The organism is Streptacidiphilus sp. MAP12-20 (assembly GCF_041262525.1).
Classification (GTDB): domain Bacteria; phylum Actinomycetota; class Actinomycetes; order Streptomycetales; family Streptomycetaceae; genus Streptacidiphilus.
Map to the genome: position 1 here is coordinate 119,207 of NZ_JBGCCK010000021.1, position 17,968 is coordinate 137,174.

Annotated in this window: 15 protein-coding genes; 6 read left to right on the top strand and 9 right to left on the bottom strand. The window is 70.6% G+C overall.

The genetic code is table 11. The features are described from left to right. The first annotated feature begins 245 nt into the window (after positions 1-245). Both ABIA32_RS25925 and ABIA32_RS25930 read left to right on the top strand, forming a co-directional pair. Positions 246-566 (top strand): DUF2530 domain-containing protein, encoded by a 321-nt coding sequence (locus tag ABIA32_RS25925; protein ID WP_370100113.1) that lies wholly within the window; start codon positions 246-248, stop codon positions 564-566. A 10-nt stretch (positions 567-576) separates the two neighbouring features. Next, on the top strand, positions 577-3,108 hold the full coding sequence (locus ABIA32_RS25930; protein WP_370100116.1) for a cation-translocating P-type ATPase: 2,532 nt from the start codon (positions 577-579) through the stop codon (positions 3,106-3,108). Positions 3,109-3,139: 31 nt separating this feature from the next. Here the strand turns inward: ABIA32_RS25930 and ABIA32_RS25935 are convergent, their stop codons facing one another. The 7 genes from ABIA32_RS25935 to hemL all read right to left on the bottom strand — a co-directional run bounded on the left by ABIA32_RS25935 (position 3,140) and on the right by hemL (position 13,054). Then, complete coding sequence (locus ABIA32_RS25935) at positions 3,140-6,442, bottom strand: sacsin N-terminal ATP-binding-like domain-containing protein (RefSeq protein WP_370100118.1); 3,303 nt, start codon at positions 6,440-6,442, stop codon at positions 3,140-3,142. A 161-nt stretch (positions 6,443-6,603) separates the two neighbouring features. Further along, entirely contained in the window at positions 6,604-7,752 is a 1,149-nt protein-coding gene (gene ccsB / locus ABIA32_RS25940) for a c-type cytochrome biogenesis protein CcsB (protein WP_370100167.1), read from the bottom strand. Positions 7,753-7,760: 8 nt separating this feature from the next. Further along, on the bottom strand, positions 7,761-9,515 hold the full coding sequence (locus ABIA32_RS25945; protein WP_370100121.1) for a cytochrome c biogenesis protein ResB: 1,755 nt from the start codon (positions 9,513-9,515) through the stop codon (positions 7,761-7,763). Beyond that, entirely contained in the window at positions 9,515-10,261 is a 747-nt protein-coding gene (locus tag ABIA32_RS25950; RefSeq protein WP_370100124.1) for a cytochrome c biogenesis CcdA family protein, read from the bottom strand. Before ABIA32_RS25950 ends, ABIA32_RS25945 begins: the two co-directional genes overlap by 1 nt. Then, positions 10,258-10,851, bottom strand: a complete 594-nt coding sequence (locus ABIA32_RS25955) for a TlpA family protein disulfide reductase (RefSeq protein ID WP_370100127.1) — start codon at positions 10,849-10,851, stop codon at positions 10,258-10,260. The genes ABIA32_RS25950 and ABIA32_RS25955 overlap by 4 nt, the downstream gene beginning before the upstream one ends. Positions 10,852-10,982: 131 nt before the next feature. Continuing rightward, positions 10,983-11,624 (bottom strand): histidine phosphatase family protein, encoded by a 642-nt coding sequence (locus ABIA32_RS25960; protein ID WP_370100170.1) that lies wholly within the window; start codon positions 11,622-11,624, stop codon positions 10,983-10,985. A gap of 62 nt (positions 11,625-11,686) precedes the next feature. Beyond that, positions 11,687-13,054 carry a glutamate-1-semialdehyde 2,1-aminomutase gene (gene hemL, locus ABIA32_RS25965; RefSeq protein ID WP_370100173.1) on the bottom strand — a complete coding sequence of 456 codons (1,368 nt, stop codon included), beginning with the start codon at positions 13,052-13,054 and terminating at the stop codon, positions 11,687-11,689. Positions 13,055-13,402: 348 nt separating this feature from the next. On the opposite strand from hemL, the gene ABIA32_RS25970 reads away from it, so the two are divergent. From ABIA32_RS25970 to ABIA32_RS25980, 3 genes are all read left to right on the top strand, one after another. Beyond that, a complete protein-coding gene (locus ABIA32_RS25970) occupies positions 13,403-13,900 on the top strand; it encodes a hypothetical protein (protein ID WP_370100130.1) in 498 nt (165 codons plus the stop codon). 176 nt (positions 13,901-14,076) lie between these two features. Then, entirely contained in the window at positions 14,077-14,421 is a 345-nt protein-coding gene (locus ABIA32_RS25975) for a hypothetical protein (protein ID WP_370100133.1), read from the top strand. A gap of 29 nt (positions 14,422-14,450) precedes the next feature. After that, positions 14,451-14,903 (top strand): hypothetical protein, encoded by a 453-nt coding sequence (locus ABIA32_RS25980; protein ID WP_370100136.1) that lies wholly within the window; start codon positions 14,451-14,453, stop codon positions 14,901-14,903. A 318-nt stretch (positions 14,904-15,221) separates the two neighbouring features. On the opposite strand, the gene ABIA32_RS25985 is transcribed toward ABIA32_RS25980, so the two are convergent. Further along, positions 15,222-15,425, bottom strand: a complete 204-nt coding sequence (locus tag ABIA32_RS25985; RefSeq protein WP_370100138.1) for a hypothetical protein — start codon at positions 15,423-15,425, stop codon at positions 15,222-15,224. 123 nt (positions 15,426-15,548) lie between these two features. Further along, positions 15,549-16,700, bottom strand: a complete 1,152-nt coding sequence (locus ABIA32_RS25990) for a DNA gyrase subunit B (RefSeq protein ID WP_370100141.1) — start codon at positions 16,698-16,700, stop codon at positions 15,549-15,551. A gap of 498 nt (positions 16,701-17,198) precedes the next feature. Here ABIA32_RS25990 and ABIA32_RS25995 point away from each other — a divergent pair. After that, positions 17,199-17,968 (top strand): IS5 family transposase (locus ABIA32_RS25995; RefSeq protein ID WP_370100144.1); only part of this gene is annotated, 770 nt, incomplete at its 3' end.

The following is a 17,968-nucleotide window of genomic DNA, read 5'->3' on the forward strand; positions in this document are numbered from 1 at the left end:
CGGTTCCTAGCGCGGAGCGTTCGGGCGGTGGGTCGATCGGTCCGGCAGTCACGATTCGAGCGACTAACACAGGAGGCTGAATACCGGTCGCTTCGACGCACTGGATCCAGCCATGAGTTCGATCGCGTCCAGTATCAAATAAACAAAATGTTTTGGCCATCTGCGCGCGTAGACTGTGCGAACATCCAACGCAAGCAGCGAACAGGCCCGCAAAACCCCGCGCTGTACGCTCGTGAACTGTGAAGATGCCGAGCCTCGTGAAGAAGACAGCCAAGCTGCCCTCCGCGCCGCCCATGGAGGCGAACGACGTCGCCATCGTCACCGGCGGGACCGTGCTCTGGCTGATCGGCTTCCTGGTGCTGATCCCCTTCCACAGCTCCCTCGCCGCGCACGGCCGCGGCAACTGGCCGTGGATCTGCCTGGCCGGATTCGGACTGGGCCTGATCGGCATCTGGTACTGCCGCGGTCGGCGTCGGGCGATCCAGGCGGCGGCCGACCGAGCAGCGGCGATCCAGGAGGCCGAGGAGCGGCGCGCCCAGCAGGCGTCGGGAGACACCCCCGCCTAGGGTCGGCCGTATGACCAGCACGCTCCCCTCGCTCTCCGGACTCAGCGACGCCGAGGTGGCGGAGCGTGTCGCCAGAGGCGAGGTGAACGACGTACCGGTCCGCTCCAGCCGGTCCACGCAGGAGATCGTGCGGACGAACGTCTTCACCCGCTTCAACGCCATCATCGGCACCCTCTTCGTGGTGATCATGACGGTGGGGCCGATCCAGGACGGGCTCTTCGGCTTCATCATCGTCGCCAACACCGGCATCGGGATCATCCAGGAGCTGCGCGCCAAGAAGACCCTGGACAATCTGGCCGTGATCGGCGAGGCCAAGCCCCGGGTCCGGCGCGGGGGCCGCACGCTCGAACTGAGCAACAGCGAGATCGTCCTCGGCGACCTGGTGGAGCTGGGCTCCGGCGACAAGATCACGGTCGACGGCGCGGTGGCCGAAGCCGAGGGCCTGGAGATCGACGAGTCGCTGCTCACCGGTGAGGCCGACCCGGTCATCAAGCACCTGGGCGACCCGGTCCTCTCCGGCAGCTTCGTCGTCGCGGGCAGCGGCGCGTTCACGACCACGAAGGTCGGCCGCGAGGCGTACGCCGCGCAGCTCGCCGAGGAGGCGAGCCGGTTCACGCTGGTCCACTCCGAGCTGCGCAGCGGCATCAACACCATCCTGCGCTTCATCACCTACCTGCTGATCCCGACCGCGATCGGCCTGGTGATCAGCCAGCTCTACGTCTCCCGCAGCAACTTCCCCGAGGCGATCCGGCGCATGGTGGCCGGGATCGTGCCGATGGTCCCCGAGGGTCTGGTGCTGCTCACTTCCGTCGCCTTCGCCATCGGTGTGGTCCGGCTGGGGCGTCGGCAGTGTCTCGTCCAGGAGCTGCCCGCCATCGAGGGGCTGGCCCGGGTCGACACGGTCTGCCTGGACAAGACCGGGACGCTCACCGAGGGCGGCATGGACGTCGAGAAGGTCCAGCCGCTCGACGGCGCGCCCCTCGACCGTGCCGAGCACGCGCTCGGCGCACTCGGCACCGCCGACGCCCGCCCGAACGCGAGCCTGCAGGCGATCATCGACGCCTACCCCTCCCCCGACGGCTGGCGGGTGCAGCAGGCGGCGGCGTTCTCCTCCGCGCGCAAGTGGTCGGGGGCGGAGCTCAAGGACGCCCAGGGCGAGGTCGCGACCTGGCTGCTCGGCGCGCCGGACGTGCTGCTGCCCGTCGGGCACCCCGCCCTCGTCGACGCGGACGCGCTCGGCTCGCAGGGCCTGCGCGTGCTGCTGCTGGCCCGGACGCCGACGCCGCTGGACGCGCCCGACCCGGCGGCAGGTCTCGCCCCGCAGGCGCTGGTGGTGCTGCGGCAGCGGGTGCGGCCGGACGCGGCGGAGACGCTGCGTTACTTCGAGCGGCAGAACGTCGCGGCGAAGGTCATCTCCGGCGACAACGCGCTGTCGGTCGGCGCGGTGGCCGGCTCGCTCGGCCTGCCGGGAGCGCAGAACCCGATGGACGCGCGGCAACTGCCCAAGCCGGTGGCGGTGGCGGTGGCGGCGACAGCACCGGCGGCCACGGCGATCACCGCAACCACGACCGCGACCGCTACGACCACGGCGAGCGCCACGACTGCCACGACCGCCGACCCCGAGCCCGAGCCCGACGCTGCGGCCACGGACGCGAACGCCGCCCAGTTCGCCGAACTCGCCGACGCCGTCGAGGCGCACTCCGTCTTCGGCCGGGTCACCCCGCAGCAGAAGCGCGACATGGTGGCCGCGCTGCAGTCGCGCGGCCACCATGTCGCGATGACCGGCGACGGCGTCAACGACGTGCTCGCGCTCAAGGACGCCGACATCGGCGTGGCGATGGGCTCGGGCAGCGAGGCGACGCGCGCCGTCGCGCAGATCGTGCTGCTGGACAACCGCTTCTCCACCCTCCCCCTCGTCGTCGCCGAGGGCCGCCGGGTGATCGGCAACATCGAGCGGGTCGCCAACCTGTTCCTGGTCAAGACCGTCTACGCGGTGTTCCTGGCGCTCGCGACGATCATCTGCCGCGTCCCCTACCCGTTCCTGCCGCGACACTCCACCGTGCTCAGCGCGCTGACGATCGGCATCCCGGCGTTCTTCCTCGCGCTCGCGCCCAACAACGAGCGCGCCCGGCCCGGCTTCGTCCGGCGGGTGCTGCGCTTCGCGGTGCCCGCAGGCGTGATCGCGGGGACGGCGGCGTTCACCGCGTACATGCTGGCCCGCGCCAACCACGCCACCGGGGAGGTGGCGGACACCAGCACCGCGACGTTGACGCTGTTCATCGTCGCACTCTGGGTGCTGGCGATCATCGCGAGGCCGTTCGCGCTCTGGAAGCTGCTCCTGGTCGTGCTGATGGCGCTCGGATTCCTGCTGGTGATGGTCGTGCCGTGGGCGCAGCACTTCTTCCAGCTGCATCTGGTCGGCCTGCGCGACCCGCTCACCGGCGTGGGGATCGCCGTGGCGGCGGGCGTGCTGCTGGAGATCGTCTGGCGCTGGATCAACCATGGCCTGCCCCAGCCCCGGCGGTTCTCCCGCCAGGGCTGAGGCACTGAGGCAGGGGCGGAAAGCAGGTCCCCTACCCCTCGAAGTCCCGCGCCGCCGAGAGCTCGTAGGCGCGGTCGGGGTCGCCGAGCAGGGCGAGCACCTCGAAGCGGCGCGACCACGCGCCCGCCGCCCAGGCCAGGCCGGCGGCCAGGCCCTCCGGCGTCGCGGCGTGCAGCGTGCCGAAGGGGACGACCGGCGCGAACTCGTCGGGCTCCGCTACCTCGTCCTCGCCCTCTCCCGGGACCGGAGCCTCGGTGGCCGCGTCCCAGCGCCAGTCGACGGCGGCCTCCTCGCCCTCGGGGCCGACGACGAGCAGTTCCTCGTGCTCCTCGTAGACCGCAGGGCAGCCGGGAAGCAGCTCGCGCACCTCGGCGGGGACGCGGCGCACGGCGCCCTCGGTCAGCACCCGGCCGCCCGCGATCTCGCTGGCGAGCGAGACGTGCAGCCGCTCGGCCAGCGCGGGGGCGAGCGCCGGGGCGACGGTGATGAGCGGGAAGTCGTCCAGCAGCTGCACCAGGTCAGGGGCGTCCGCGATCACAGCGTCGGCGACGTCCACGATGACGGTGTGGGCGGGGCGGCGGTGCGTCGCCGGGTCCAGCGGGGGTAGGGCGCGGACCTCGTCGGGCAGGGCGATCCGCTCCAGCGCGACCGAGGCCAGGGCGGTGTAGAGGCCGTGCAGCTGACGGTGGGTCACGGCTCGCTCGGCGTCGGTGAGGCGCTCCAGCACGTCGTCCGGGCCGTCGGGCTCGGTGAGCAGCGCGGCCAGCGTGGTGCGGACGCCGAGGGCGTGCAGGAAGACCTCGTCGAGCGTCGTCCGCGCCTCGTCGTAGAGGCCGCGCAGCAGCCGGTCGCCGCCGGCGGCGCGCAGCCCGGCGGGGGCGCGGCCGTCGAGGACCGGGTGGTCGCGCAGCCACCAGGCCGCGTAGGGGACGACCTCGGCGGTGCCGCCGTCCGGCAGCAGCAGGCGGATCTTGTCGACGACGGCGGCGCGCAGCGGCGGCGCGGAGAGCAGGGCGAGCGCCTGCGGCCAGGCTTCGTCGTCGACGAGGTCCAGGTCGCGGACGGCGAGCAGTTCGGCCGCGACCGGCGGGACGGCGAACGGCAGGTCGCCCGAGTGGAACCGCTCGGTGACCTCATCGGCCCACTCGGCCAGGCCGTCGGGGGCCTCGTCCAGCAGCGAGAGGGGCTCGCCGCCGAGAGCGCGGTCGGCGGGGGCGGTCGGGTCGAAGCGCTCCAGGTCGTCCGGGTCGAGGACGGCCTCCTCGGCGTGTAGCAGGCCGAGCGTGTGCCCGACGCCCACCGCGCGCAGCACCTCGGGGCCCCAGCGCTCGGCGAGCTCGTCGTCGAGGAAGACCGCGTCCTCCTCCTGCACGACGGCGGCCAACGCGCTGCCCGGCAGCACGAGTTCACCGGCAGGGGTCGGCCCGCCGTCCTCGTCGAGCAGCGCGAGGCGGGCCAGCCACGGGTACTGACCCTCCGTCATCGACCCGTCCGCCACGGCGGCCCGGACCAGACGCAGCACGGCGTCGGCCAGCTCCTCCGCCTCGTCCTCGTCGTCGAGCTCGGCGGAACGGAGGACAGCGGCCTGGACCTCCGGCGTCTCCAGGACACCCGCCGGGGTGGCGAGGCCCGCGCCGAGCTTCTCCAGCAGCGCGTGGGCGGCATCCGGGTGGGCCAGACGGAGCCCGAGGACCGCCAGATCGTCGGCGCTGACCTGGGCGTCGGAGTCCGACAGTCCCATCGGGATCAGCACGCGGCGCGGGCCGCGCACGATCCGCCCGTCGGCGAGCGGCACCGGCAGCGCGCCGAGCGCCTCCGGGTCGGCGGCTGCGAGCGAGCCGTAGAGGTTGCGCCACCACTCGGGCGCGCGGTCCAGGTTGGCGAGCTGGTCGACCGTCTCGGCCAGCGCGACCCGGCGCACCTCCAGCGCGCGCAGCTCCTGGCGACGTTCGAGACCGGCGGGCAGCAGGCCCGGCAGCACGGCGGCGAGCGCGCGGACGATCTCGGCGTCGGCGCCCTCCAGCAGCACGGCGTCGCGCGGACGCAGGGCGGTCTCGCCCTCCTCCTCGTCCACGGCGAGGGGCAAGAACGGCGTCTCCGGCAGCCGGGCCAGGATCGCGCGACGCAGCTTGGCGTCCAACTCGCCCTTGCCGAGCGGAGCCGGGACCAGCCGGAGCGAGCCGAGGCTGACGCCGCGACGGCGGACCAACTCGACGTAGGCGTCGGCGGCCTGCTCGACCAGGAAGTCGGTGAGCGGTCCCGGCGCGACGTGGCGGCGCGTCGAGTCGAGCGGGAAGCTCGCGATCAGCAGTGCGGGCAGGCCGAGCGGCTCGTCGCTGGGCGTGGGCGCGTGCAGGTAGGCGGCGGTGCGGACGCGCAGCGGGTCGCCCGCGTCGTCGACCGGGACGGCCCAGGTGACGGACCAGTAGGGGCGGTGGCGCTCCTCGACCGTGCGGTCGGCGAGCAGGGCCGCGTCGAGCGGGCCGTCCGCGCTGACGACCTGCCAGCGCGTCTCGGCGTCGTCGTCGGCGATCACCACCTCGGCGGGGCCGTCCTCGGCCTCCGTCGCGGTGGCGGCGCGGCGGGCGAGCGTGCGGACGGCACCGTCCGTCTCGATGACGACCTCGGCCAGGCCCGGCAGCGCCAGCAGCAGCGCGTCGTCGGTGTCCTCCAGCAGGCGGCGGGTCAGATCCTCGGCGGCGGCGTCACGGAGCGGCAGCAGCACGACGGTGTCGTAGCCGGCGGGCGGGGTGCCCTCGGCGGGCAGCGGCAGGCGGAGCAGCGGGACGTGACCGTCACGGCGGCGCAGCTCCTCGGCGAGCCCGGAAGCGGTGCCTGAGCCGGCGCCTGAGGCGGCCTCCGCAGCCAGCGCCTGCGCCTCGCTGAGCGACCAGCGCACGCCGCCGGGGACGCCGATGACGCTCGGCTCGTCGCTGACCGCGAGCACCGCGGCGAAGCCGACGCCGAAGCGGCCGACGGAGCCCGCGTCGCGGTCGTCGCGCTTGGAGGACGCCCGCAGCGTGGAGAGCGACTCGACGCCCTCGGCGTCCAGGTGCGCGCCGGTGTTGGCCGCGCCGAGGACGCCGTCGCGCAGGGTCAGCCGCAGCCGGCCGGTCACGCCGGCCCGGCGGGCGGCGTCGGCGGCGTTCTGCGCGAGTTCGACGATCAGCCGGTCGCGGTAGCCGCCGAGGGCCAGCTCCTCCTCGGCGTTGGCGTCCTCACGGAACCTGGCAGGGGCGGCGGCCCACGCGTCGAGGACGCGTCGGCGCAGGGCTGCGGTACCGAAAGGGTCAGTACCGAGCGGGTCAGTGCCGAACGCGTCGATCGCGGTCATGGCCGTCCTCCCAGGGTGGATGGCGTGAATCAGTGCAGAAGGTGGAGCAGATGACGTGGAGCCGTCGGCCGCATTCTGCCTGGTGCGAGTGACAGGGACGAAACAGGGGCGCGAGGCCTTATGCCTCGCGCCCCCGTCAGGGTGCCGTGTCCGCTCCGGCGTCAGACGCCCGCGTAGGAGTGCTTGCCGTTGATGAAGATGCTCACGCCGTAGGCGTTGAACAGGTAGCAGGCGAAGGCGACGAACGCGAGCACCGCCGCCTTGCGGCCCTTCCAGCCGGCCGTGGCCCGCGCGTGCAGGTAGCAGGCGTAGGCGACCCAGGTGATGAACGCCCAGGTCTCGGTCGGGTCCCACTCCCAGTAGTGGCCCCAGGCCGCCTCGGCCCAGATCGCGCCCGCGATGATGGTGAAGGTCCACAGCGGGAAGACGAAGGCGTTGATCCGGTAGGACCACTTGTCGAGCGTCGCCGCGGCCGGGAGCCGGTCGAAGACGTCCGACCACCAGCCGCCCTTGATCAGCTCCTGCCCCTTGCGCTGCTCGTAGACGTCCTTCGCGTAGAACAGCACCGCCGCGACCGCGCCCGCGTAGAGCGCGCCGCCGCAGACCATCGCGCCGGAGACGTGGATCCAGAGCCAGTAGGAGTGCAGCGCGGGGACCAGCTGCTCGGAGTCGGTGTAGAAGACCGCGACCGCGATGCCGAGGCCGAGCACCGCGCCGAGGGTGACCGGCAGGCCCATCCAGCGGACGTCCTTGCCCGCCGTCAGCAGGCCCACGAAGAGCAGCGCGGCGACGACGGTCATCGCGCAGGTGAACTCGTAGAGGTTGCCCCACGGCGGCCGGTGCGCGGAGATACCGCGGGTGATGACCGCGCACAGGTCCAGCAGCGCGGCCAGCGTGGTCAGCGAGACCGCGATCCGGCCGAGCCGGTCCGCGCCCTCGTCGCCGCCGGACGCGCCGACGCCGTCGACCGGCGGGGCCGCGTCGCCGCGGGTGACCACGTCGACCTTGCCCGCCTTCGCGGCGACGGTACGGGTCAGCGTCGTGGTCCCGCCACCCGCACGGGTGACGGTCACGGCGACGGTCGGCGCCTGGCCGGCCTTCGTGGCCTCGGCCTCGGCCTCGGCGACGGTCTCCGCCAGCGAGCCGCGGCCCGCGAGCGCGGCGGACTGCCGCGCCACGCGGCTGCGCCCGCCGAAGGTCCACTCGGCCGCGTATGCGAGGAAGGCGAAGAGGAAGACCGCCATCGCCGAGTAGATGAGGACGTTGGAGATGTTGGCGAAGCGGGTGTCGATCGCCGCCTCGGCGAGGATCCTCACGTTCACTCCTTGGTCGTGGTCGTGGTCGTGGGGCCGGCCGCGACCTTGTCGTCATCGGCGGACGGTTCTTGGACTGCGGATTCTTCAATGGGCTCGGCGTCCGCCTCGACGTCGGCAGGCGCCGTGTCCTGGAGCTCCAGCGCGAGCTCGGCCAGCTCCTCCGCGATCCGTGCGGACTCGCTGCGGGCGAGACCGGCGAGCTCGACGGTCGTGGTGCCGTCCGGGCTTGTCACCGCGCGGACCCAGATCCGGCGGCGCTGCACGAAGAGCGAGCCGATCAGGCCGAGGACGGCGAGCATCGAGCTGGTCAGCGCCCAGCCGGTACCCGGGTTGTGGGCGACGGTGAAGTTGGCCCACTGCTGGATCCCGGTGAAGGTCACCGTGCCACCGCTCGGCAGCTTGAAGCCCTGGTTCGGCGCGAGCGGCAACGTCAGCGGCGTGCCGTCGGCGAACTTGTACTGGGCCATGTGCTTCGTGTCGAGCTGGTAGATGCTCTGCGGGGCGCCGGAGTTGTTGCCCAGGTCACCGTGGTAGGCGGTGAGGTAGATCTTGGGGTCGGCCAGGTCCGGGAAGATCGAGTGCGGGCCCAGCTTCTTCACGGACGCGTCGGTGGCCGCGGTCGGCGTGAAGATGCCGGAGATGCCGATCTGCGTCGCCGTGCCGTTGTTGTCGACGTAGCCGTCGTTGACCTTGATCGCGCAGACGGAGGTGATGTTGCCGTCCTGCGGCAGACAGGGCGTCGGGCCGTCGAAGACGACGTTGCCTTTGGCGTCGGTGACCTTGAAGACCGGCGCGTAGCCGTGCGCGGTCAGGTAGACGTTGCTGCCGTCGACGGTCAGCGGGTCGTTGACCCGGATCGTCGCCTTCTTCGCGGTCGACGCGTCGCTGCCGGTCCAGTAGGAGACGTTCGCCTGGAAGGTGCGCGCGGTGCCGAGCTGGTCGCCGGTGGTCTGGTACGTCGCCTCGAAGCGGTCCAGCTTGAAGCCGAAGGGGTCGAGGCTGTCGGCGGTGTAGAAGGTGCTCGGCATGAAGTCGTCGTACTGCGAGACGTTGTTGCTGAACCCCTTGCCCTCGATCAGGAGCACGGTGCCCATGCCGCCGAAGAGCTTGCCGACCGCGAAGGCGATCAGCATGCCGAAGAGGGAGATGTGGAAGAGCAGGTTCCCGACCTCGCGCAGGTAGCCCTTCTCGGAGGTGATCGCGTCCCCGTCGCGGGCGACCCGGAAGCGGCGCTTGCGCAGCAGCGCCTCGGCGGCGTCGAGCGTCCGCTCCGCGCCCGCGCCTGCGTTGGAGTCCGAGCCCGAGCCGCGCGAGCGCCAGCTCGCGTAGACCGGCAGCCGGACCAGGTGCTTCGGCGCGGCGGGCGGCTGCGCGCGCAGCACGCCGACGAACTGCCAGGTACGCGGGACGATGCAGCCCGCGAGCGAGATGAAGAGCAGCAGGTAGATCGCGGAGAACCAGAACGAGCTGTAGACGTGGAACAGCCCGAGCTTCTGGTAGATCGGCGCGAGGGTGTGGTGGTTGGCCACGAACGCGGCGACCTTGGTCGGCGAGGCGGAAATCTGCGGCACCAGCGAGCCGGGGATGGCCGCGAGCGACAGCAGGAAGAGCAGGATCAGCGCGGTGCGCATCGAGGTGAGCTGCCGCCACATCCAGCGGAGCCAGCCGACCACGCCGATGCCGACCTCGCCGCCCGTGTCGCCGTCCTCCGTGGGGGCGGAGCTCAGCCGCTCGGCGGCATCAAGGTCGGACGTCATCAGATACCCACCGAGTTGTTCGGAAACCAGTACTTCAGCTGCGTGGTGATCTGGTCCCACGCCCCGGTGACCAGCAGCAGGCCGACGAGGACGAGCATGGCGCCACCGATGCGCATGACCCACTGGTTGTTCCGCTTGATCCAGCTGAACGCGGACAGCGTCCGCCGGAACGCGAGCGCCGCGACGATGAAGGGGAGGCCGAGACCGAGGCAGTAGGCCACGGTCAGCAGGGCGCCGCGTCCGGCGCTGGCCTCGTTGAACGACAGCGTGTTCACGGCGGCGAGGGTCGGCCCGATGCACGGGGCCCAGCCCAGGCCGAAGACGACGCCGAGGAAGGGCGCACCGACCAGGCCCATCACCGGCTTGCGGTGGCTGCGCAGTTCGCGCTGGGTGAAGCCGGGCAGGAAGCCCATGAAGGCGAGGCCCATCAGGATCACCAGCACGCCGGAGACCCGGGTGATCATGCTCTGGTGCTGCGCGAGGGTGTTGCCGAAGTAACCGAAGAAAGCGCCGAAGGAGACGAAGACGGCGGTGAAGCCCAACACGAAGAGCAGCGCCCCGAGCGCCATCCGGCCGCGGCGGCGTCCCTCGGCGTCGGAGAGGTCGGCGGCGGAGAAGCCGGTGACGTAGGAGAGGTAGCCGGGGACCAACGGCAGCACGCACGGGGAGAAGAACGACACCATTCCCGCGAGCAGCGCGATCGGGATCGCGAGGAGCAGCGCCCCGTGCAAGACCGTCCCGTTCACGACTTCTCCGCGATCACCGGGTCGAGGATCTTGTTCAGCTGGTCGCTGGTCAGCGGCTGCAGCGCGCGCACGGCGATCCGGCCCTGGCGGTCCAGGATCAGCGTGGACGGGATGGCCTGCGGGTTGAGGCTGCCCTTGGGGAACTGCAGCAGCAGCGAGCCGTCCTCGTCGTAGAAGCTAGGGAAGGTCACCCCGTGCGTCTTGACGAACTGCTGCGCCTGGTCGATCTGCGTGTCGCGGGTGTTGATGCCGACGAACGCGACGCCCTTGCCCTGGTCGGCCTTGTAGACGCTCTCGAGGTCGCCCGCCTCCGCGCGGCACGGGCCGCACCAGGAGCCCCAGACGTTCAGCACGACGACCTTGCCGCGGTAGGCGGCCAGGTTGATCGCCTTGCCGTCGAGGTCCTTGCCGCTCAGATCGATCGCCGCGCTCCGGCTGGCGACCGGGACGGAGACGGACTCGCCGGCCCCGGCCACGAAGCCGCTGTCGCTGCCGCCGCCGTTCTCCGCCGGGTTGGTGCCACTGCAGGCGGAGAGCGCGAGGACGCCGGTCAGAGCGGCGATGACGGCGAGCGTGGGGCGGCGACTCATGTGAAGAGTTTCGCATGGGTGTTTAGGTCGATTTCACCGCCCCCACGAATACGTCGTGGTAGGCCATTGACCTGCCACGACGCTTCGTGTAGTGGATATTTAATTGATCTTTATCCAGGCCGGAAGGCCAATCAGGCCCCGAAGGACTTGTTGGTCAGCGGGCCCTTGTTGCCCGTCAGGTGCGCCGGCAGCAGGTCGCGGGCCGGCTCGCTGTAGCCGATGGAGACGATCTTGTCGCCCTCGTAGGTGAACGTCGTCAGGCTCGCGAGCGAGCACTGCCTGCGGCGCGGGTCGTGCCAGAGGCGGCGGTGCTCGGCGAAGGAGCGGGTGACCCAGATCGGCAGCTGGTGGCTGACGCAGACCGCCTCGTGCCCGCGCGCGGCGTCGCGGGCCGCGCCGAGCGCGCCCATCATCCGCACGACCTGCTCGATGTACGGCTCGCCCCAGGACGGGCGGAACGGGTTGACCAGGTGCTTCCAGTAGGCCGGGTTGCGCAGTGAGCCGTCGCCGACGCCGAAGGTCTTGCCCTGGAAGACGTTGTCCGCCTCGATCAGCCGCTCGTCCGCCGCGACGGCCAGCCCGTGCGCGGCGGCGATCGGCGACGCGGTCTCCTGCGCGCGGTCCAACGGGGACGCGACGACGTGGGTGATGTCACGGCCGCTGAGGTGGTCGGCGACCCGGTCGGCCATCTTCCGGCCCAGCTCGGAGAGGTGGTAGTCCGGCAGCCGCCCGTACAGGACGCCATCCGGGTTGTGCACCTCGCCGTGGCGCATCAGGTGGACGACCGTGATGTCCTTCTCACTCACCGCTGCTCCTGGCCCTTCGTCGGGGGTGTTCACGCCTGAGTGGCCTGGGTGGCCTGGGTTGCTTCCGCCGCGGCCCGCGCAGCGCTCGGCAGCGCGGCGGCGATGCGCTCCAGCGCGCGCTCGTCGTGCGCGGCGGAGACGAACCAGGACTCGAAGGCGGAGGGCGGCAGGTAGACGCCCTGGGCGAGCATGGCATGGAAGAAGGCCGTGAAGCGGAAGGACTCCTGGCCGCGCGCCTCGTCGTAGTTGGTGACAGCACGGTCGGTGAAGAAGACCGAGAACATGTTTCCGGCCGTCTGCAGCTTGTGCGCCACGCCCTCCTTCGCGAGCGAGTCGCTGACCAGGGAGGCGACCTCGGCGGCGACCTGGTCGACGGTCGCGTAGACGGCGTCGGTGCAGGCGCGCAGCTGGGCGAGGCCGGCGGCGGTGGCGACCGGGTTACCGGAGAGCGTGCCCGCCTGGTAGACGGGGCCGGCCGGGGCCAGGTGGGCCATCACGTCGGCGCGACCGCCGAAGGCCGCGGCGGGGAAGCCGCCGCCCATGACCTTGCCGAAGGTCATCAGGTCCGGCTTGACGTCGGCGGACCACCCTTCGTTCACGGATTCGAAGCCGTACCAGCCGGCCTTCGAGACGCGGAAGCCGGTCATCACCTCGTCCGAGACGAAGAGCGCGCCGTTGGCGCGGCAGATCTCCGCCAGGCCCTTGTTGAAACCGGGCAGCGGCGGGACCACGCCCATGTTGCCGGGGGACGCCTCGGTGATCACGCAGGCGATCTCCCCCGGGTGCGCGGCGAAGGCGGCACGGACGGCGTGGAGGTCGTTGTACGGCAGCACGATGGTGTCGCCGGCCTGGGCGCCGGTGACGCCGGGGGTGTCGGGGAGCGCGAAGGTGGCCAGGCCGGAGCCGGCCGCGGCCAGCAGCGCGTCGACGTGACCGTGGTAACACCCAGCGAACTTCACGACCTTGGCGCGGCCGGTGAAACCCCTGGCCAGACGGATCGCGGACATCGTCGCCTCGGTACCGGAGGAGACCAGGCGCACCTGCTCGACCGGCGCGATCCGGTCCACGATCTCCTCGCCCAGCTCGACCTCGCCCTGACCGGGCGTGCCGAAGGAGGTGCCGCGCGAGACGGCGTCCTGCACGGCGGCGATGACCTCGGGATGCGCGTGGCCGAGGATCATCGGGCCCCAGCTGCAGACCAGGTCGACGTACTCACGGCCGTCCGCGTCGGTGAGATAGGGGCCGGTGCCGGACACCATGAAGCGGGGCGTACCCCCGACCGCGCGGAAGGCGCGCACCGGCGAGTTCACTCCACCCGGCGTGACGACGGACGCGCGTTCGAACAACGCCTGGGAAACGGGCGCCTCGTACGGGTACGGACGGCCGATGGTCTGCATGCTCACGGGATCGCTCACGAGAACATGGTCTCAAATCACCGTCGTTTCGAAATCGCAGCCTTCGACGCGGCATGTCCGCGCCGATCATCTGGGACGATGATCGTGCCATCCGGTGTGCGTGGCCACGTGACGGGGACGTGATGACCATGTGCCGAGTACGCGCGTGACTTGTACGTGACGAGCGTGTGCGCGGCGGCCTGTTGGCAAATCGACGACGGACGGTAAGGATGGTCCGGGGTGTCCGAGCAGCGCGAGGGCTCCGACTGCGGCGCGGGACGCGCCGCGCGCCGGGGTCGCGAGTTCGCAGATGCGTCACGCCGTGGTGACGGAGGTGGAGGTGCTGGCCGCGTGGGCGTGACCTACAAGTACTTCGGTGCACCCGACCGCGCCACGGCCGCCCGCGTTCCCACCGCCCTCGGCCGCGACGGCCTCGGCCTCGACGCCGGCGAGCTCGGCACGCTCGGCCGCCTCGGCGAGCTCTTCGGCCACGACGGCACCGAGGAGTCGATCAGCGGCGGGCTCTCCACCAAGATCAAGCCGGAGACCATGAGCGCGATGGTCCTCACCGGCATCCTCGGCATCCCCCTGAACGAGGTACCCCCGCTGGAACTGGTGGTCCTCCACCCGGATTACGCGGTGGTCCAGCTCCCGCAGACGGTGGTCGCACCGCTGCTGAAGGCGGACGAGGCGGAACTGGGCACGGCGGCGTTCATCTGGTCCACCGTCCCGGACCGCCGGGGGCCGCGGGACGCGTTCGTGATCTACAAGATGCTGCACGAGTGGCAGGACTTCGCGAACCGGCTGCACGAGGCCGGGCACCAGCTGTACTGCCTGATGTGGCCGTGAGCTGTGGGTTTGTCGTCTCGGCGGTAACGGTCCCTGACTCTCGAACGAACCTGCCGGCTGTGCCGCAATGCACTTCGAGAGCACGCGGCCGGAGTTGCGCTCGCCCGATCCCGTTCCGTTCAAGCGCTCCGCCGAAGCAGCTTGGCGTCCCGTAATACGCGTCATACACTGACGTCATGGCGAAGACCAGGATCAGCATCAGCCTCGACGCCGAACACGCCGAGCAGATCAGAGCGCACGCCGACCGCGCCGGGATGGACGTCTCGGCGTACCTGGTCAATGCTGCGACCCGGCAAATGGCTGAGACCGATGCCTTGGAAGCTCAATTCGCCTCCATCGACGCGGTCATCTCCGCAGCCGAGACCGAGGCAGCCGCGCTCCCCGCCTTGCCCGACGTTGGGGAGGACGATCTCACCGAGCAGGAACGGCGCGAGGTTGAGGAGGCCCTGGAGCTCGTCTACGGATCCGATCGACCCGCCCAGTCGCCGCCGCGACCACAGCGCCCCGGCCACGCGGCGTGAACGCTCGCGTCCCCGTCTACGACACCGGCATGCTGATCGCTCTCGCCGATCGCAAAGCCAAGGCAGTGCGCCTCCATGAAAGCCTGAAGGCGACCCCGCACCGCGCCATCGTGCCCGGACCGGTACTGGGACAGGTCTGGCGTCCCGCCCCCAGTACCGTCCATGCCCTGGCAACTGCCCTACGGGACTGCACTGTTCCGCATGCGCGCAGCTCACCAGGAGCACTCCGCCCGACAGCCGCCGGACAGCCCGTGTGCCTGCTGTGCAGCACCGCCCTGGACATGACCGAGTGGCATCGCATCGGCGGGGCACTGGGCACGGCAGACCTGCCGCCGAAGAAGCGCCCGGATGTAGTGGACGCCATGGTGGCCATGACAGCGATTCGCCATGGCAGCGCCGTCGTCTTCACCAGCGACCCTGACGACATCGGCGCCTACCTGTCAGCACTGAACGCGCAGGACGTCCACCTCGTCGCAATCTGAGGACGAGATCGAAGCAACCCAGGGAAGCTGGGTGGGGGGCGTCTCGAGCCGTGACAGGGTCTCGGGCGAACAGAACCCGGCTGACCCGCATCGGGTTGGGGCACCCTTCGCCTGCCGTGCGAGCATCGCCAGGTGACCGACGGCGGGGAGCTCTCCGCCACCGATCTGGTCGGAAAGCTGCTGCTGCAGGCGACCGCCTCCTCCGGGTAGGGCCGGCGGTCATGTGCCACGCAGCAGAGCGTCGCGCAAATTCCCGCGACTGTGGTCATGCTTCCCCCCGAGCTGACCAAGGACGTGACCGCGGGAGCCAGTCTCGGCTCACACAGCGGAAAGCGAGCCGTTTTCCACGACGTAGTGAGGTCGGCCTTCAGCTGAGCTGAGAAAGCGCCAGTCCTCCAGACCAGGATTTCCTGCTGGGAACACCTCCAGGGTCATACCCGACGAGAGGCTCAGCTGAAGCTCGAACTCTTCGCCGATGCGCACATGAACGACCACGGGAGCCTCAGCCGCGATCATCCGCATGCCGGCTTCAGCATTGTCGTCGAACCGGCTCGTTCCAATCTCTGCTCCGACAGCGAAACCTTCCTGGGCCTGCGCTCCCGGAACAAGGAGATCACCCGGGACGCCTGCTGATGGAGGCAACCATCACGGATGCATCCGCCGAAGGATTGCCTCGACCTGTTGCGGGTGCTCCCTCAACCAACGACCGAGATGCTCCCGGGTGGCCTCCTCGACGCACGTCCGTACCACGGCGTTGCCCAGCGTTCCGCGCGTGGCGCCTTCGAACTCGGGGTGGTCCAGCTTCACCGAGACGACCGCGGTGAGGCCCTCCAAGATCTGACTCGCCTGAAGATCGTGGTCCGCCGCCGTCAGCCACCGCCGCTCCCTGGCGTGCGCGTTGACGGCGGTGGCCACTCCAGCGCGAAATCCCAGATCGTGCGTGCTGGCAGCGAGCGTGGGACGGCTGTGGGCGAAGGCTAGGACGTGCTCCTCTCCGGCCGCCCGCCATCGGAAGGCAACCTCCGTCGTTCCAGCCATCCGCTCGTCCTCGCGCTCGAAGCCGATCACTTCCGAGTCCACACAAGCCCCCGCCCGTTGGTCGAGGAAGGCAACGAAGTCCCTTGCTCCGCCGGGGAACCGGCACCGGACGGACCGAGGGTCATCGGATCGGCGCTCGTCGCTGAGCAAGATGTCGAGGCTGCGGTTGAGGAAGGCCAGTTCCCTGAACCGATCCACAAGCGTGTCGAACGAGACCTCCGTGGTCTCGAAGATGTCCGCGTCGGGCCAGAAGGTGATGACAGTCCCGCTGTCATCCACCGGTCCAGGCCCGGCGGGCGGGGCGACCGCCATGCCCCTGGCGAACTCCCGGATTTCGAGAACCCCGTCGCGCCGCACCTCGGCCGTCAGGCGACCGGACAGAGCGGTGGCGACGAAGAGCCCCACATGGAGCCGGCCGACGAGCGCCGCGTCACGGCCGAGCGTCCCGTGCCCCCCGAAAATCTGTGTGAGCTGCGCGCCGAGGCCGGGACCCGCCAAGTCCGCGGCGTCCTCGAAGGGGACGCCGGGCCCGTCGATGGCGACGCGCACGCCACCGTCAGGGATCAGAGTGATCTCCACACGACTGGCCCGGCCGCCCAGGACCTCGTTCACCGCCTGGTTGCCGACCTCGAACACCAGCTGGTGCAGCCCACGCTCACTGACCGACCCGAGATACATTCCGGGCCGCCTCCGAACGGCTGCCAGCCCCTCCAGCACCTCGATGTGGCTCGCGTCGTACTGCGCGGATTCCTGACTCATGGTGCCCCCTCCGATGAAGTCCCGCGGAAGCCACCAGCTTAGGAGAGTTGAAGGAAAACACCAGGTCAGCATGCATGCGGCGAGGTCGTGAGCGAGCGTTCGAGCGCCTTCCGGAGCCGGTCGGCCAGGACATCCCAAGACCACCACCGGAGTGCATCCTTGGGCCCGTCAGAGCGGCGCAAGAGGCAGTTTTCCCTGTCTCCGAGGTCACCAATTCAACTGGTTGCCTCAGAAGCCGTTGTCGTACCGATCACGGTGAGCGTCGGTTCGATTGGTGAGGCTCGGTCGAGTGATCTTCAACGGGCGCGCGCATGAAGGCAGGGCCTCCTGGTCAGCTCGGGATTGTCGAAGCCCGAAGCCCAGGAGGCCCTCATGTCTCAGTTTTGCCCTGTCGTGCCCGTGGAGTCCAACTCGGTTCCCCGGTCGTGTGATTGCCTCGCTCACCGGTTCGGGAATGCGGCCGACCGTCCCGAACGAGCACGGACCTATCCGTCCGACATGACGGACGCCGAGTGGGCCCAGGTTCGTGCGTCGCTGCCGGTTCCGGGATGGCTGGAGGGCAGGGGCGGGCAGCCGGAGGGTTACTGCCACCGACAGATGGTCGACGCCGTGCGCTACCTGGTCGACAACGGGATCAAGTGGCGGGCGATGCCGGCCGACTTCCCCGTCTGGGACCGGGTCTACGCCTTCTGGCGCAGGTGGCGGGACAAGGGCTTCACGCGCGAACTGCACGACCGGCTCCGCGACCGGGTCCGCGAGGCCGCGGGACGGGACCGGGAGCCGACCGCGGGCGTCATCGACGCGCAGTCGGTGAAGGGGGCCGCCTCCGTGCCCGCCGCGACGCGAGGCTTCGACGGCGGGAAGAAGGTGAACGGACGCAAGCGGCACATCGTGGTGGACACACTCGGGCTGCTGCTCGCCGTGATGGTTACTGCGGCCTCGGTCACCGATCGCGAGGCCGGGCAGACGGTGCTGGCCGCACTGCGCGAGCGGCACTGGCGCATGACGCTGGTGTGGGCGGACGGCGGCTACACCGGCCAGCTCGTCGACTTCGCCCGCAGTGTCCTGCGCTTCGCGTTGACGGTGGTCAAACGCTGCGACAACGCTTCGGGCTTCGTCGTCCCGAAGAGGTGGCTGGTCGAGCGGACGTTCGCGTGGCTGATGCGCTCACGTCGCCTGATTCGAAAATCCCCGCTTCGTGACCGTTTCCGCTGTTCAGGGCGTCCCGATGGGTTGGAGGTTGACTTGGTAGCCGAGTTGGTTCAGTT

What these genes read in the sequence shown, in the direction of transcription:
- ABIA32_RS25960 (WP_370100170.1), bottom strand. Translation starts at nt 11,624, where the DNA reads ATGCGCCACGGCGAGGTGCACAACCCGGATGGCGTCCTGTACGGGCGG.
- hemL (WP_370100173.1), bottom strand. Translation starts at nt 13,054, where the DNA reads ATGCAGACCATCGGCCGTCCGTACCCGTACGAGGCGCCCGTTTCCCAG.
- ABIA32_RS25945 (WP_370100121.1), bottom strand. Translation starts at nt 9,515, where the DNA reads ATGACGTCCGACCTTGATGCCGCCGAGCGGCTGAGCTCCGCCCCCACG.
- ABIA32_RS25980 (WP_370100136.1), top strand. Translation starts at nt 14,451, where the DNA reads ATGCTGATCGCTCTCGCCGATCGCAAAGCCAAGGCAGTGCGCCTCCAT.
- ABIA32_RS25925 (WP_370100113.1), top strand. Translation starts at nt 246, where the DNA reads ATGCCGAGCCTCGTGAAGAAGACAGCCAAGCTGCCCTCCGCGCCGCCC.
- ABIA32_RS25955 (WP_370100127.1), bottom strand. Translation starts at nt 10,851, where the DNA reads ATGAGTCGCCGCCCCACGCTCGCCGTCATCGCCGCTCTGACCGGCGTC.
- ABIA32_RS25985 (WP_370100138.1), bottom strand. Translation starts at nt 15,425, where the DNA reads ATGCGGATGATCGCGGCTGAGGCTCCCGTGGTCGTTCATGTGCGCATC.
- ABIA32_RS25935 (WP_370100118.1), bottom strand. Translation starts at nt 6,442, where the DNA reads ATGACCGCGATCGACGCGTTCGGCACTGACCCGCTCGGTACTGACCCT.
- ABIA32_RS25930 (WP_370100116.1), top strand. Translation starts at nt 577, where the DNA reads ATGACCAGCACGCTCCCCTCGCTCTCCGGACTCAGCGACGCCGAGGTG.
- ABIA32_RS25990 (WP_370100141.1), bottom strand. Translation starts at nt 16,700, where the DNA reads ATGAGTCAGGAATCCGCGCAGTACGACGCGAGCCACATCGAGGTGCTG.
- ABIA32_RS25975 (WP_370100133.1), top strand. Translation starts at nt 14,077, where the DNA reads ATGGCGAAGACCAGGATCAGCATCAGCCTCGACGCCGAACACGCCGAG.